Source organism: Aureimonas populi (assembly GCF_017815515.1).
Taxonomy (GTDB): Bacteria; Pseudomonadota; Alphaproteobacteria; order Rhizobiales; family Rhizobiaceae; genus Aureimonas; species Aureimonas populi.
Map to the genome: position 1 here is coordinate 2,475,215 of NZ_CP072611.1, position 13,904 is coordinate 2,489,118.

General features: G+C 69.5%; 10 protein-coding genes. 5 read left to right on the top strand and 5 right to left on the bottom strand.

Going from position 1 to position 13,904, the window contains the following annotated elements; all coding sequences use genetic code 11:
• Positions 1-4: 4 nt before the first annotated feature.
• A complete protein-coding gene (gene paaZ / locus J7654_RS11570) occupies positions 5-2,047 on the bottom strand; it encodes a phenylacetic acid degradation bifunctional protein PaaZ (protein WP_209740483.1) in 2,043 nt (680 codons plus the stop codon).
• A gap of 112 nt (positions 2,048-2,159) precedes the next feature.
• On the opposite strand from paaZ, the gene paaG reads away from it, so the two are divergent.
• The 3 genes from paaG to paaK are packed head-to-tail and all read left to right on the top strand — an operon-like array spanning position 2,160 to position 4,729.
• Complete coding sequence (paaG, locus tag J7654_RS11575) at positions 2,160-2,954, top strand: 2-(1,2-epoxy-1,2-dihydrophenyl)acetyl-CoA isomerase PaaG (RefSeq protein WP_209736080.1); 795 nt, start codon at positions 2,160-2,162, stop codon at positions 2,952-2,954.
• Entirely contained in the window at positions 2,951-3,370 is a 420-nt protein-coding gene (gene paaI, locus J7654_RS11580) for a hydroxyphenylacetyl-CoA thioesterase PaaI (RefSeq protein ID WP_209736081.1), read from the top strand. The genes paaG and paaI overlap by 4 nt, the downstream gene beginning before the upstream one ends.
• A gap of 21 nt (positions 3,371-3,391) precedes the next feature.
• Entirely contained in the window at positions 3,392-4,729 is a 1,338-nt protein-coding gene (gene paaK / locus J7654_RS11585; RefSeq protein ID WP_209736082.1) for a phenylacetate--CoA ligase PaaK, read from the top strand.
• Here paaK and J7654_RS11590 read toward each other — a convergent pair.
• The 4 genes from J7654_RS11590 to ku all read right to left on the bottom strand — a co-directional run bounded on the left by J7654_RS11590 (position 4,726) and on the right by ku (position 9,873).
• Complete coding sequence (locus tag J7654_RS11590; RefSeq protein ID WP_209736083.1) at positions 4,726-5,820, bottom strand: pyridoxal phosphate-dependent aminotransferase; 1,095 nt, start codon at positions 5,818-5,820, stop codon at positions 4,726-4,728. The two genes, paaK and J7654_RS11590, sit on opposite strands and share 4 nt — an antisense overlap.
• A 6-nt stretch (positions 5,821-5,826) precedes the next feature.
• Complete coding sequence (locus tag J7654_RS11595) at positions 5,827-6,360, bottom strand: gamma carbonic anhydrase family protein (RefSeq protein WP_209736084.1); 534 nt, start codon at positions 6,358-6,360, stop codon at positions 5,827-5,829.
• 69 nt (positions 6,361-6,429) lie between these two features.
• Positions 6,430-8,970, bottom strand: coding sequence for a DNA ligase D (gene ligD, locus J7654_RS11600; RefSeq protein WP_209736085.1), 2,541 nt, complete (start codon positions 8,968-8,970; stop codon positions 6,430-6,432).
• Between the two features lie 3 nt (positions 8,971-8,973).
• Positions 8,974-9,873, bottom strand: a complete 900-nt coding sequence (ku, locus tag J7654_RS11605; RefSeq protein ID WP_209736086.1) for a non-homologous end joining protein Ku — start codon at positions 9,871-9,873, stop codon at positions 8,974-8,976.
• A 162-nt stretch (positions 9,874-10,035) separates the two neighbouring features.
• Between ku and J7654_RS11610 the strand changes: the two genes are divergently transcribed.
• Together J7654_RS11610 and J7654_RS11615 are read left to right on the top strand one after the other, a co-directional pair.
• Entirely contained in the window at positions 10,036-11,160 is a 1,125-nt protein-coding gene (locus J7654_RS11610) for a metallophosphoesterase family protein (protein ID WP_209736087.1), read from the top strand.
• Position 11,161: 1 nt separating this feature from the next.
• The gene (locus tag J7654_RS11615) at positions 11,162-13,780 is read left to right on the top strand and encodes an AAA family ATPase (protein ID WP_209736088.1); all 2,619 of its coding nucleotides are present in this window, start codon (positions 11,162-11,164) and stop codon (positions 13,778-13,780) included.
• Positions 13,781-13,904: the final 124 nt, after the last annotated feature.

Genomic DNA, 13,904 nt, shown 5'->3' on the forward strand with positions numbered 1-13,904 from the left:
CGTTTCAGTGGGCGGTTGGCCGCGCGCTCATGGTCAGGAGGTCGTAGCGCGCCACCGTCTCGTCCTCCTGGTTGAATATCTCCACGTCCCAGCGCACCTCGCCATAGTCCGGCTCGCGCGCCGGGCGCTTGTTCTTCACCGTCAGGCGCACGCGAATGTCGTCGCCCGGCGAAACGGGCTTGAGGAAGCGCAGGTTGTCCAGGCCGTAATTGGCCAGCAGCGGGCCGGGCGCCGGGTCCACGAACAGCCCCGCCGCAAAGGACAGGATCAGGTATCCATGCGCCACGCGGCCGGGGAAGAACGGGTTCGCCGAAGCCGCTTCCTCGTCCATATGGGCATAGAACCTGTCACCCGTGAAGTCGGCGAAGTGCTCGATATCGGCCAGCGTGATCCGCCGCCGGGGCGTCTCCACCGTGTCGCCGACGGCCAGCGTCTCGAAATCGTGGCGGAAGGGGTGCTCGCCCTGCGTCTCCGTTCGCGCGCCGCGCACCCAGGAGCGGGTGAGGGCGGCGAGCCTTGCGGGCGAGCCCTGGATCGCGGTGCGCTGCATGTAGTGGAAGACGCCGCGAAGCCCGCCCAGCTCCTCGCCGCCGCCCGCCCGGCCGGGGCCGCCATGTACGAGCATCGGCAGCGGCGAGCCGTGGCCGGTGGATTCGCCGGCGCAGTCGCGGTCCAGCACATGGAGGCGGCCGTGATAGGGCGCGATGCCGAGGATCGCCTCTTGCGCTACGCCGTCGTCGTGGGTGTAGAGCGAGGCGACAAGGCTGCCTTCGCCCTTCCGCACGAGGTCGATGGCGTCCGCGAGCCCCTCATAGGCCATCAGCGTCGCCACGGGGCCGAAGGCCTCGGTGACATGGACATGCGCCGCGCTTTTGGGATCGCGCGCCTTGAGAAGCACGGGGCCCATGAAGGCACCCTTCTGCGTATCGACGCCATCGGCCGTGCAGTGATCGGGATCGCCGAAGACGATGTCTGCCTCCTCCCGCAATTTGGCAACCTGCCGGCGCACGTCCTCGCGCTGCTCCAGCCCGACAAGCGGGCCCATCACTTTCTCGCCGCCGCGCGGATCGCCCATCCGCACCCGCGAAAGCTTCTCGCAAAGCGCCGAGATCGCCGCCTCCTCCACGCCGCTCGGCACGAGGATGCGGCGGATGGCGGTGCATTTCTGGCCGGTCTTGGCCGTCATCTCGTTCACCACCTCGCGCACGAAGAGGTCGAATTCCGGCGTGCCGGGCTGCGCATCGGGGCCCAAGAGGGCGGCGTTCAGCGAATCCTGCTCGGCCACGAAGCGCACCGAGCGTTCCATGAGGCCCTTGTGGGCGCGCAGCCTGGCGGCGGTCGCGGCCGAGCCGGTGAAGGACACGATGTCCTGCCCGCCCAGATGATCCAGCAGATCGCCCGTCGAGCCCGCGATGAACTGGAAGGCGCCGTCCGGCAGGAGGCCCGATTCCACGATGAGCCGCGCCACGGCCTCGGCGACATAGGCCGTGACGGTGGCGGGCTTGGCGATCACCGGAACACCCGCGAGGATCGCGGGCGCGAACTTCTCCAGCATCCCCCAGCAGGGGAAGTTGAAGGCGTTGATGTGGACGGCGACACCCTCGAGCGGCGTCAGGATATGGAGGCCGGAAAAGCTGCCGCCCTTCGACAGCGTCTCGACCGGCCCGTCCACGATCAGCTTCTCGTCCGGCAACTCGCGCCGGCCGCGCGAGGAATAGGCGAAAAGCGTGCCGATGCCCCCGTCGATATCGACGAAATTGTCCCGCTTCGTCGCCCCGGTATCGCCGGCGAGTTCGTAAAGCGCGGGCTTGTGGGCGGTGAGGTGCTGGGCGAGGGATTTCAGCCTTTCCGCGCGCTGGTGGAAGGTCATCGCCCGCAGCGCTGCCCCGCCCACCTTCCGCGCATGAACGGCCATCGCTTCGAAATCCAGGCCCGCGCTGGAGGCGCGTGCCACCACGCGCCCGTCAACCGCGCTGTGGATATCGACCAGCCCTTCGCCCGCCCCGACCCAGCGGCCGAGCGCGTAGCTTTGCAGCGTCACTACCATGTTCATGGACCTCCACCCATCGGCGCCGCGTGGTCGCTTGACAGACGCGGCTTCCAACCTCAATGATTAGCCGATCGGTCGTTTAATTCAAGCGGCGTGATGGGAGGATGGGATGGAGGAGACGGTTCTCGTGGACCGGCATGGCGCGTGGGCGAAGGTCACGCTCAACCGCCCGGACCGGCTGAACGCCTTCAATGAGGAAATGCATCTCCGCCTGGCCTCGCTCCTGCGGGAACTGGGCGAGGATGCCGCCTGCCGCGCCGTTCTCCTGACCGGCGCCGGGCGGGGCTTCTGCGCCGGTCAAGACCTCGGCGACCGCAGGCCCGCGGCGGACGGGACGCCGCCGGACCTCGGCGCCACCATCGAGCGCTTCTACAACCCCCTCGTCCGGCGCATCCGCGCCCTGCGAAAGCCGGTGATCTGCGCCGTCAACGGCGTGGCGGCGGGCGCCGGGGCCAATATCGCCTTTGCCTGCGATATCGTGCTGGCCGCGCGCTCGGCCAAGTTCATCCAGTCCTTCTCCCGGATCGGCCTCGTGCCGGACAGCGGCGGCACCTATCTCCTGCCTCGCCTCGTCGGCGAGGCGCGGGCCAAGGCGTTGGCCATGCTGGCCGAGCCCCTCGCCGCCGAAAAGGCGGAGAGCTGGGGCCTGATCTGGAAGGCGGTGGACGACGAGGCGCTGGCCGCCGAGGCCGAAGCGCTGGCCGCGCATCTCGCCACGCAGCCGACCGAGGGGCTGGCGCTGATCAAGGAGGCGATCCACGCTTCGGCGCACAACACGCTCGACACGCAGCTCGACATGGAGCGCGATCTCCAGCGCCGCGCCGGACGCACGCCCGACTACGCCGAAGGCGTGAGCGCGTTTCTGGGCAAGCGCGCGCCCTCCTTCTCGGGCCGCGCCTCATGAGCCCGCAGGAGCTGGCGCTGGCCTGCGCGGCCGCCATGTGGGCGGAAGACAGGGCGAGCCAGGGTCTGGGCGTGGAGATCGCTTCCATCGCCCCCGGCGCGGCGGAACTTGCCATGAACGTGCGCGAGGACATGGTGAACGGCCATGGCACGGCGCATGGCGGCTTCATCTTCGCACTGGCCGACAGCGCCTTCGCCTTCGCCGCCAACACGCGGGACGAGCGTTGCGTGGCCGGCCAATGCCACATCGCCTACCTGCGACCGGCCCGCCTGGGCGACCGGCTGATGGCGCGGGCGAGCGAGGTCCGCCGCGTCGGGCGCTCCGGCATCTACGACGTATCCGTGTCCGCGAACGGGGAGGTGATTGCCGAGTTTCGCGGGCATTCGCGCACGGTGGGGCAGAAGCTCCTCACCTGAAGCTCACTTGGGAGGTGGGTCATGACAGCAACTCTTTCGAGGCCCGCGGCCGGCCCATCGGCCGGTCATGTCCAGCGGGACGATGCCGAAATCCTTTCGCGCGACGCGCTCGTCGCCCTTCAGACGAAGCGGCTCTCGCAGACGCTGCACCGCGTCTACGAGAACGTCCCGCATTATCGCCGCGCCTTCGACGAGAAGGGCGTGCACCCGTCAGACCTCCGCGAGCTTTCCGATCTCGCCAAGTTCCCCTTCACCGTGAAGGCGGACCTTCGCGATAACTACCCCTTCGGCCTCTTCGCCGTGCCGCGCGAGGAGGTGGCCCGCATCCACGGCTCATCGGGCACCACGGGCAAGCCCATCGTCGTCGGCTATACGCAGGCCGATATCGATATGTGGGCCGGTGTCATGGCGCGCTCCATCCGCGCGGCGGGCGGGCGCCGGGGGATGATGCTGCACAATGCCTATGGCTACGGCCTGTTCACCGGTGGCCTCGGCGCCCATTACGGCGCGGAAAGGCTCGGTTGCACGGTGGTGCCCATGTCGGGCGGCATGACCGAGCGCCAGGTGCAGCTCATCCATGACTTCCGGCCCGAGATCATCATGGTGACTCCGAGCTACATGCTCGCCATCCTCGACGAGTTCGTCCGGCAGGGGCTCGACCCGCGCAAGTCGTCGCTGAAATTCGGCATCTTCGGCGCCGAGCCTTGGACGAACGCGATGCGCGAGGAGATCGAGCAGGCCTTCGACATGCAGGCGACCGACATTTACGGCCTCTCGGAGGTGATCGGCCCGGGCGTGGCGCAGGAATGCGTGGAGACCAAGGACGGGCTGCACATCTGGGAGGACCATTTCTACCCGGAGGTGATCGACCCCGAGACCGGCGAGGTGCTGCCGGACGGGGAAAAGGGCGAGCTGGTCTTCACCTCGCTGACCAAGCAGGCCTTCCCCATCGTGCGCTACCGGACGCGCGACCTGACACGGCTGTTGCCCGGCACGGCGCGCCCGGCCATGCGCCGCATGGAGAAGGTGACGGGCCGCTCCGACGACATGATGATCCTGCGCGGCGTCAACGTCTTCCCCACGCAGGTCGAGGAGGCGCTTCTGGCCTGCGACTGGTGCGGTGGCCATTTCCAGATCGAGCTGACGCGCGAGGGGCGGATGGACCAGATGACCATCCGCGCCGAGGCGCGGCCCGAGGCGTGGGACGCCGGCGGCCATGAGGAACGCGCGCTCAAGATCGTGGAGATCGTCAAGAACACCATCGGCGTCACCACGCGCGTCGTGGTGGAAGCGCCGGGCGCGCTGCCCCGCTCGCAGGGCAAGGCCCGGCGCGTCTACGACAACCGGCCGAAGGATTAGCGGTCCCGCAAGGACGCGCTCAGCGCCTCCGCGAAGAGCGCCAGCTCCTCCGGCCGGCCCACGGTCACGCGGATCATCCGGTCGAGCGGCGGCTGGCCGGGCATGCGGATGAAGACGCCGCGCGAAATGACGCCGTCCAGGATGGCGCGGGCATGGGCGCCGTCGCCCCCGCAGTCCATCGCCACGAAATTCGTCGCCGAGGGCAGCGGGCGCAGCCCCGCGTCCAGCGCGATCGCGGCGAGCGTTTCGCGCGCTTGCGCGACCCGCGCCACCGTCTCCCGCAGATAGGCCTTGTCCGCCAGCGCCGCGATGGCGCCGGCCTGGGCCATGCGCGAGAGGCCGAAATGATTGCGGACCTTGTCGAAATGGACCAGCGTCTCCGGTGCGCCGAGCACATAGCCGATCCGCGCGCCCGCCATGCCATGGGCCTTGGAGAAGGTGCGGAAACGCAGGACGTTCGGCCGGAACGGCACCAGCGGCGGCAAGGCCGAACCGGGCGCGAAGTCGGCATAGGCCTCGTCGAGGACGAGGATCGTCTCCTCGGGCGTCGCCTCGATCAGGCGCTGGACGGCCGCGCCCTCGTGCCATGTGCCGGTCGGATTGTCGGGGTTGGCGAAATAGAGCAGCTTGGGGTGAAGCGCGGCGGCGCGCTCCGCAAGGGCCTCCGGGTCCTCGTGGTCATCGGCGCGGTAGGGCACGAAATCCAGCACCCCGCCATGGCCGACGACATGGTAGTTGAAGGTCGGATAGGCGCCGAGCGAGGTCACGACCTTGTCGCCCGGCTCCACCGTCAGGCGCACCAGCAGGCCCAGCAGGCCGTCGATTCCCTCGCCGACCGCGACGTTTTCCGGCCCCACCCCGTGATGGGCGGCAATCGCCGCCTTCACCTCGAAATGCTCCGGGTCGCCATAGGCCCAACTGTCGCGCGCGGCGGCCGCCATGGCGTCGACGACAGCGGGCGAGGGGCCGAACACGCTTTCATTGGCGCCCAGGCGCGCCTTGAAGGGGCGGCCGGTGCGCCGCTCCAGCGCTTCGGGGCCGACGAAGGGCACTGTGGAGGGCAGGCTCCGGGCGAGGGCAGTCAGGCTCATCTAGGGTCAGTCTTCGATGCGTTGAAGGCCGGCGGCAAAGCGCCGGGCGTTGGCGACATAATGTTCGGCGGACAGCTTCAGCCTCGCGGCGTCATCCTCGCCAAGGGTGCGCACGGCCCTGGCCGGCGCGCCCACGATGAGCGAGTTGTCCGGGAAAACCTTGCCCTCGGTGACGAGGGCGCCGGCACCGACGATGGAGTTGCGCCCGATCCGCGCGCCGTTGAGCACGGTCGCGCCCATGCCCACCAGCGAGTTCTCGCCGATCATGCAGCCATGGACGATGGCACCGTGGCCGAGCGTGCAGCCCGCGCCGATGGAGAGCGGAAAGCCGGAATCGGAATGGAGCGTGCAATTGTCCTGCACATTGGTGCGTGGGCCGATCTCGATCCACTCGTTGTCGCCGCGGATCACCGCGCCGAACCACACGCCGACATCCTCACCCAGCCGCACGCGCCCGACCACCGTCGCGCTTTCCGCCACGAAGTATCGGCCGTTTTCCGGCAGGTCCGGCCTGTCATTGTCCAGTGAGTAGATCGCCATCCGCTTCTCCCGCGCCGAGCGCGGCGGACCCTGCGACAGCAGCGGGCCCAAATCAAGCGTCGGCGCGCCTCAGGCGAAGCTTTGGCGCGCCCTGGCGGTGATGGACTGGCGCAGCTTGCCATAGCCCTCCCAGGGATCGGGCTTTTCCAGCCGCTCCAGCACTTGGGGGATGCGGAAGAGATTGGCCGCTTCCAGCGTTTCCAGCTCCGCCCATGAAACCGGCGCGGCAATGGGCGCGCCCTCGCGCGAGCGGGTCGAATAGGGCGCGACGGCGGTCTGCCCCCGCTCGTTGCGCAGCCAGTCGATGAAGATGCGGCCCTTTCGCTTGGCTTTCGACATGGTGGCCACGAAACGCTCCGGTTCGTCCTGGGCAAGGCGCGCCGCGACGGTGCGGGCAAAGTCCTTGACCTCCTCCCAGCCCTGTCGGCGGGACAGGGGCGCGACGAGGTGGACGCCCTTGCCGCCCGTGACGAGCGGGAAGGTGGCGAGCCCGGCCTTGTCCAGCCGCGCGCGCAGGTCCATGGCGGCGCGCCGGACATCGGAAAAGCCGAGGCTCTCGTCGGGGTCGAGATCGAAGACGAGACGGTCCGGGTTCTCCAGCCGGTCGTTTCGCGAGCCCCAGATGTGGAATTCCAGCGTGTTCATCTGCACGGCGGCAATCAGCCCGGCCGGGCCGGAGAGGGTGAGATAGGCGGCGGCCTCGCCATCCTTCTCCGTCACCTCCACATGGCCGATCGCGTCGGGGAAACCGCCCGTATCGTGCTTCTGGAAGAAGCATCGCTTCGCGCCCGTCTGCGGGCAGCGCACCAGTGAAAGCGGGCGCTGCCCGGCATGGGCCAGCATCCGCCCCGCGACCGCCTCGTAATAATGCGCCAGGTCGAGCTTGGTGACGCCATGGGCATGGAACACCTCCCGCCCGGGCGATGTAAGGCGCACGCCGCAGACGCTCACGGGCTCGCCAGCGCCCTTGCCCGCGCGGGGCCTTGCGGCTTCTTCGGCCTTTTGCGGGGAAGGCGGCTCGGCTGGCTTTTCGTCGGCCACTGTCTCGGCCTCCTTGTCCTCGCGCAGGCCCTTGAAGACGCCGTGCCGTACGGCGCCCTCGCTCGTCAACTCGGCGAAATCGACCTCCGCGATGAGCTTCGGCTCCACGAAGCGTGCCCCGCGCGCGATTTCGCGCGGCAGGCTTTCGAAGGGCTTGTCCTTGCGCGCGAGAGGCTTGAAGCGCTCCGCCAGCTCGGCCAGCGAGCGCTCGTCGAAGCCCGAGCCGACACGGCCGCGATAGACGAGGCGTCCATCCTCGAAGGCCCCGATCAGGATGGAGGCGAAGGCGCGCCCCTTCTTGTCGGAGGGCGAATAGCCGCCGATCACGAATTCCTGCCGGCGGCCGCACTTGGACTTCACCCAGGCCGTGCCGCGCCCGGCGCGATAGGGCGCATCGGCCAGCTTGGAAACGATCCCCTCGTGGCCCGCCTTGCACACCGTGCCCAGCACCGCCCCGCCGCTGCCGCGCACATGCTCGCTGTAGAGAAGCGCGGGGTCGGCCGCTGCGCGCATCAGCGCTTCCAGCCTGCGCTTGCGCTCGGTCAGCGGGCGGGCGGTCAGGTCCTCGCCGTCGAGTTCGAGAAGGTCGAAGGCGAAGCACGCCAGCGCTCCCCCCTCCTTCAACGCTTTCTGGAGCGAGGAGAAGTCCGGCGCGCCGTTCTCGTCATAGGCCACGATCTCGCCGTCGATGAGCGCGCTCTTGCAGGGCAGCGCGGAGAAGGACGGCGCGAGAGGCGCGAAGCGGTCCGTCCAGTCGAGTTCGTTGCGCGTGAACAGGCGCGCCGTCCCCCCGCCCACGGCGGCCAGAACGCGGTAGCCGTCATATTTCATCTCGTGCAGCCATTCGTTGCCCTGCGGCACCTCCGAAACGAGGGTGGCGAGCTGGAGCGGCCGGAAAGGCGGGGGCGTGCCGGCGGCCTTCGGGCGCCGGCGGGCCGAAGTCTGGCTGGACGCCGGCCTGTTCGGGCGCTTCGTCGGCCTCTTCCACGTTTCCCCGCCGCTCGCTATCTCCTCCAGGGAACGCCCCGTCTTCACGCTCCTGTCGAGCGCCAGGAGATCGCGATCCGGGTCGGCGAATTCGTCCTTCTCCTTGATGAGAAGCCAGTTCTCGCGGGTTTCCTTGCCACGCGGCTTCATGCGCACCAGCGCCCAGTGGCCGACCATCTTCTCGCCGTGAAGGTCGAGCTTCAGGCTGCCCTTCCGAAAGCCCTCGTCAGGGTCCTCGCGCGGCTCCCACAGGCCGAAATCCCAGAGCATCACCGTTCCCCCGCCATATTGGCCGGCGGGAATGGTGCCTTCGAAATCCCCGTAGTCCATGGGGTGGTCCTCGGTGCGCACGGCCAGGCGCTTTTCGGCCGTGTCGAGGCTCGGCCCGCGCGTCACCGCCCAGCTCTTGAGGACCCCCTCCCACTCGAAGCGGAAATCGTAGTGAAGGCGGGTGGCATCGTGCTTCTGGACCACGAAGACGAGACCCTGCGCGGAGGGCGCTCCGCCCGCCGGCTCCTGCGTCCGCGAGAAGTCGCGCTTCTCGCGATAGGCCTTCAGAAGCGCTTCCGCCGCGCCCGCCACGGCTCACGCACTCTTCTTGCGGCGGGGGGCGGCGCTTTTCGAGGCGGCGGCCTTGGTGCGGCGTGCGGGCGCCTTGCCGGTTCCGGAGGAGGAGGCCTTCGAACCCTTCTCGCCCTGCTCCAGGCTCTTCTTGAGGCTGGCCATCAGGTCCACGACATTGGATTTGGCGGGCCGGTCTTGATCCTCGTCCTCGTGGGTGACGGTCGCCTTGCCGTTGGTGCGGCGTTTCTCGGCGATCAGCTCCTTCAGCGCCGCCGTATAGCGGTTCTTGTACTCGCCCGCGTCGAAGGGTGCACTCTTGCGCTCGATCAGGACGGTCGCGACGTCCAGAAGGTCCTCGTCCGTTTTGTCGTTCGAAATCTCGGAGAACACCGTCTCGGACTTGCGGATCTCGTCCTCGTAATGCAGCGTTTCCAGAAGGAGGCCGCGCCCGCACGGGCGCAGCGCCACGAGATACTCCTTGCCGCGCATGGAAAGCTGGCCGAGCCCGGTCTTCTTCGCCTTGCGCATGGCGTCGCGCACCACGCGGAAGGCGTCCTCGGCGAGCTCGTCCTGCGGCACGACATAATAGGGCTTGTCGAAATAGAGCGGCGGGATCTCGTTGGTGTCGACGAACTGGACCAGCTCGAGCGTCTTCTTGGTCTCCAGCTTCACGTCCTCGATCTCCTCGTCGGTGAGGAGAACGTATTCGCCCTTGGAGACCTCGTAGCCCTTGACGATGTCGTCCTTGTCCACCGGGCCGATGCCGGGCGCGACCTTCTCGTACTGGATGCGCTTGCCGCTGGGCCGATGGATCTGGTTGAAGGCGATGGCCGCGCCGCTCTTGGTGGCGGTGAACATCTCCACGGGGATCGACACGAGCGAGAGGCGCATCTGCCCCTTCCAGATCGGACGCGGCGCCATGCTCGTACACTCCTGCCCATGGTTTGCGAGAACGCGACTCAACGCCGGGGAAGGGCGCGTGTTCCGGCTGCGCGCCCACGCGCCGAAAAGACGTTGATAATCCGCTCCCTGCGCTCTTGCCCGTCTTGCGCATGGGGGCGGGAAACGCCAGCTTGGCCGCCAATGATCCGCATTCTTCACACCGCCGACTGGCAGATCGGCAAGCCCTTCGGCGGCTTTTCCGGCGACCTGCCGGGGGAGTTGCGCGCCGAACGCTTCCGCGCGGTGGAGCGCATCGCGGCGCTGGCGACCGCGCGCCGCTGCGATGCCGTGCTCGTGGCGGGAGACGCGTTCGACGACAACACGGTCAAGCCGAGGGACCTGAGGCGCACGCTGGAGGCGCTGGCCGGCTTCGACGGGCCATGGGTCTTCCTGCCGGGCAATCACGATGCGGGGCTCGAGGTTTCCGTCTGGTCGCTGCTGCGCCAGATGGAGGACCGGCCGCCCAATATCCTGATCGCCGACAAGCCCGAGCCGATCATCCTGGCGCGGGAGCGCCTTGCCGTCCTCCCCGCGCCGCTCACCCGCCGCCATGAGGGCGCGGATGTGACCGGCTGGTTCGATACGGCCGATACACCGGAAGGCACGGTGCGGGTCGGTCTCGCGCATGGCTCCATCGCCAACCGCCTGCCCGAAAAGGCCGAGAGCGCCAACCCCATCGCCGACGATCGCGCCGTGCGGGCGCGGCTGGACTATCTGGCGCTGGGCGACTGGCACGGCTTCCTGGAGATCGCGCCGCGGACATTCTATTCGGGAACGCCCGAGCCGGACCGGCACCGCGCCAACGAGCCCGGACATGTCGCCTATGTGGAGATCGACGCGCCCGGCGCGTCGCCGCGCGTGGAGAAGATCCGCGTCGGGCGCTACGAATGGCTGTCGCTCGCGCTGCATCTCTATGGCGACTGCGCCGCCGTGGAGGAAGCGCTCGCGCGCATCGAAAGGCCGCGCGACACGCTTCTCCTCCTCGACCTCGCCGGCAGCCTGCCGCTGCGCGAGCGCGTGCGGCTGGGCGAGATCGTGGAAGGCTGGGCGCCGCGCCTGGCCGATCTGCGCCTGCGCGACCGCGACCTCGTGGACGAGCCGGACAGCGAGGACATGGACCGCATCGACCTGGCCGGCTTCGTGCGGGACGCGGTGGAGGAGCTGCGCCGCAAGGCCGCCGACCCGTCCGATCCCGAGCGCGCCGCCGCGGCGCTCGCGCTGCGCCTCGCTTATGCGGAGCACCGCCGCCTCCAGGGCGGGGCCTGAGATGCTGCTTCACAGCATTCGCGTGCGCGACCTGGCGGGGCTGGGGGATGTCTGCATCGAGGGGCTGGAGCCGGGCCTGACCGTTCTGGTCGGAGACAATGAGGCGGGCAAGTCCACCATCCTCACCGCGCTGCGCGCCGCGCTCTTCCACCGCCACGGCTCCGGCAGCCGGTTCGTGAAGAACCTTGCGCCCTACGGGCGGCAGGTTCGGCCGGAGATCGACCTCGAATTCGAGCTCGGGCAGACGCGCTACCGGCTGGAAAAGCGGTTCCTGCAAAAGCCGGAGGCCCGCCTTGTCTGGCCGGGCGGGGAGTTGATCGGCGACGCTGTGGAAGACCGTCTGGCCGAGCTTTTCGGCTTCTCGCCCTATTCGGGACGCGGGGAGTTCGACCATGAGCGGCACCAGGGCGCCTTCGGCCTTCTCTGGGTGGAGCAGGGGCGCGCGCCGGAAGGGATCGACATCGGCGTCGGCCGGGACGCGGTTCTCTCCTCCCTCGAGGCCGAGGTCGGGCAGATTCTGGGTGGGGAACGGGGGCGTGGGCTGCTCGGCGCGGCCAAGGCCCTGCGCGACCGGCACTTCACCGATGGCGGGCAGCTTCGGCGCAATGGCGAGCTGAGGGCGGCGGAAGACGAGCTTGCGGCGCTCGACGCCGATATCGCCGAACAGAAGGCCGCCAAGGCCACGCTGGACAGCCGCATCGACAGGCTGGCGGATCGGCGCGCGCGGCTTTCGGCCCTGCGGCGCGACCATGTGATCGAAGCGGCCGAGCGCGATCTCGCAAAGGCGGAAAGCGCCGACCGAGCGCGCGAGGACGCGCGCCGCGACCTGACGGAGGTGGAGCAGGCCCTGGCCCTGGCCGCCGCCGCCGTGGAAAAGGCCGCAGCCGATCTGAAGCGCCGGCAGGAGCTGGCCGAGGCTCTGGCGGAGGCCGAGCGCGCGGCCGCCATGGCCCGTGAAACGTCCGCCGAGGCGGCCGAGGCCGCCGCGACGCTGGAGGCGGGCCGGGAGGCGCTGCGCACGGCACGTGAAACCGCCGAGCGCGAGATGCGCCGCCTGGAGCAGCACCAGCGCGCGCAGGAGGGGCAGCGCGAGCGGGCGCGATTGCAGGAGCGCCTGGCGCGCCTTCGCGCGACGGTGGAAGCGGCGAGGGAGGCCGCCGGCCGCGCGGCCGAGGCCCGCCGGCTCCTGGCTTCGGCTCTCGACGAGAAGGGCTTGCGCGCGATCCTTTCGGCCGAGGCCGAACGGCGCGAGGCGGCCGCGCGCCGGGACGGGGCGGCGCCGTCCGTCATCTTCCATCCCGAGCCCGGCCGCACGGTCCGCGCCGGGGCCGCCGGCATGGTCGAGACGGCCCGGCCGTTGCGCGTGGCGCGCGATACCCTTTTCCATCTCGATGGGTTCGGGCGCGTAGAGATTCGCCCCGACACCGGCTCGCAGGAGCGGGAGGCCGCTTACGAAACGGCCGCACGCGCCCTCCGCGATCGCCTTTCGGCGGCAGGGCTCGACAGCGTGGATGCGGCGCATGAGGCAAGGGCTCGCGCATCCGAGTGGGAGGCCGGGCTGCGGGAAGCCTCGGCCCGCGTGAAGGCGCTGGCGCCCGCAGGCGTCGAGGCGCTTGCTTCGGAGATCTCCGCGCTGGAGCAGGCGCTGGCCGCGATCCCTTCTTCCGCGGAGGGACCGGCCGCCGCCGATGTCTGGGCGGAGCTGGAAAGGGCGCGGGCTGGATTTACGGCGGCGGACGCGGCGCTTCAGCGCCGGACGAGCGACATCCAGCTCGCGCGCGCTGAGGCGTCCCACGCGGCCGAACGGCACGAGGGCGCGGCGGCCGAGGCGGCCCGGCTGGCCGATCTGCTGGCTCGGAGCGAGGCACAGAACGCCTCCGCCGCCCTGCGCGAGCGCCTGGCCGCCGCAGAGGTCTCCAGGCAGGCCCAGGCCGTGTTGGCCGAGACGCGCCGGGCCGCCTACCAGATGCTTGATCCGGAGGTGATCTCGCTGGAGCTGAGACGCGCACGCGGCGCGCTGGCGAATCTGCGCCGCGATGTCGCGCAAGTCGAGAACGAGGTGCGAGAGCTGGAAACGGAGCTTCGCATCACTGGAGCGCAGGGGCTGGGCGAGGCGATCGAGCGGATGGAGGGCGAGCGGTCGAGCCTGGCCGAGCGCGTCGCGCGCCTGCGGCTCGAGGCGGACGCCGCGCGGCTTCTCTACGAGACGCTGGGCCGGGCCGAGGCGCGCCTGCGCGAGAAGTGGTTCGCGCCGATCCGGGCCGAGGTAGCGCCCTATCTGCGGCTCGTTCACCCGGAGGCGGAGATTGCCTTCGACGAGGAGACGTTGCGCGTGACCGGGGTGACGCGGCGCGGGGTGCCTGAGGAGTTCCACCGGCTTTCCCACGGGGCGAGGGAACAGGTCGCGGTGGTGACGCGGCTGGCGCTCGCGCAAGTGCTGCGGAAAGGAGGCCATCCGGCGACCGTCATTCTCGATGATGCGCTGGTGAACACGGACGAGGCTCGCCTCGCGCGAATGCACCTCGTTCTCCAGAAAGCGGCCGAGCATCTTCAGATCATCGTGCTGACCTGCCGCGAGCGTGACTTCCGCGGCCTTGGGGCCCCGCTCATCCGGCTGTAGGGGGTGGTGCGGGCCGGAGAATCAGGCGTTTGTGTGATCCCGATGCCTGTCGCTGGCGAAGCATGTGGGGCAAGTATCGACCGATCTTGGAGCCGTCGCTGGCAATAAGACTTTGGTAAGCTCC

Bases quoted from the DNA above. Each gene is read 5' to 3' on its own strand.
- paaK (WP_209736082.1), top strand. From the start codon at position 3,392: ATGACAGCAACTCTTTCGAGGCCCGCGGCCGGCCCATCGGCCGGTCAT.
- ku (WP_209736086.1), bottom strand. From the start codon at position 9,873: ATGGCGCCGCGTCCGATCTGGAAGGGGCAGATGCGCCTCTCGCTCGTG.
- paaG (WP_209736080.1), top strand. From the start codon at position 2,160: ATGGAGGAGACGGTTCTCGTGGACCGGCATGGCGCGTGGGCGAAGGTC.
- J7654_RS11615 (WP_209736088.1), top strand. From the start codon at position 11,162: ATGCTGCTTCACAGCATTCGCGTGCGCGACCTGGCGGGGCTGGGGGAT.
- J7654_RS11610 (WP_209736087.1), top strand. From the start codon at position 10,036: ATGATCCGCATTCTTCACACCGCCGACTGGCAGATCGGCAAGCCCTTC.
- paaZ (WP_209740483.1), bottom strand. From the start codon at position 2,047: ATGGTAGTGACGCTGCAAAGCTACGCGCTCGGCCGCTGGGTCGGGGCG.
- J7654_RS11590 (WP_209736083.1), bottom strand. From the start codon at position 5,820: ATGAGCCTGACTGCCCTCGCCCGGAGCCTGCCCTCCACAGTGCCCTTC.
- paaI (WP_209736081.1), top strand. From the start codon at position 2,951: ATGAGCCCGCAGGAGCTGGCGCTGGCCTGCGCGGCCGCCATGTGGGCG.
- J7654_RS11595 (WP_209736084.1), bottom strand. From the start codon at position 6,360: ATGGCGATCTACTCACTGGACAATGACAGGCCGGACCTGCCGGAAAAC.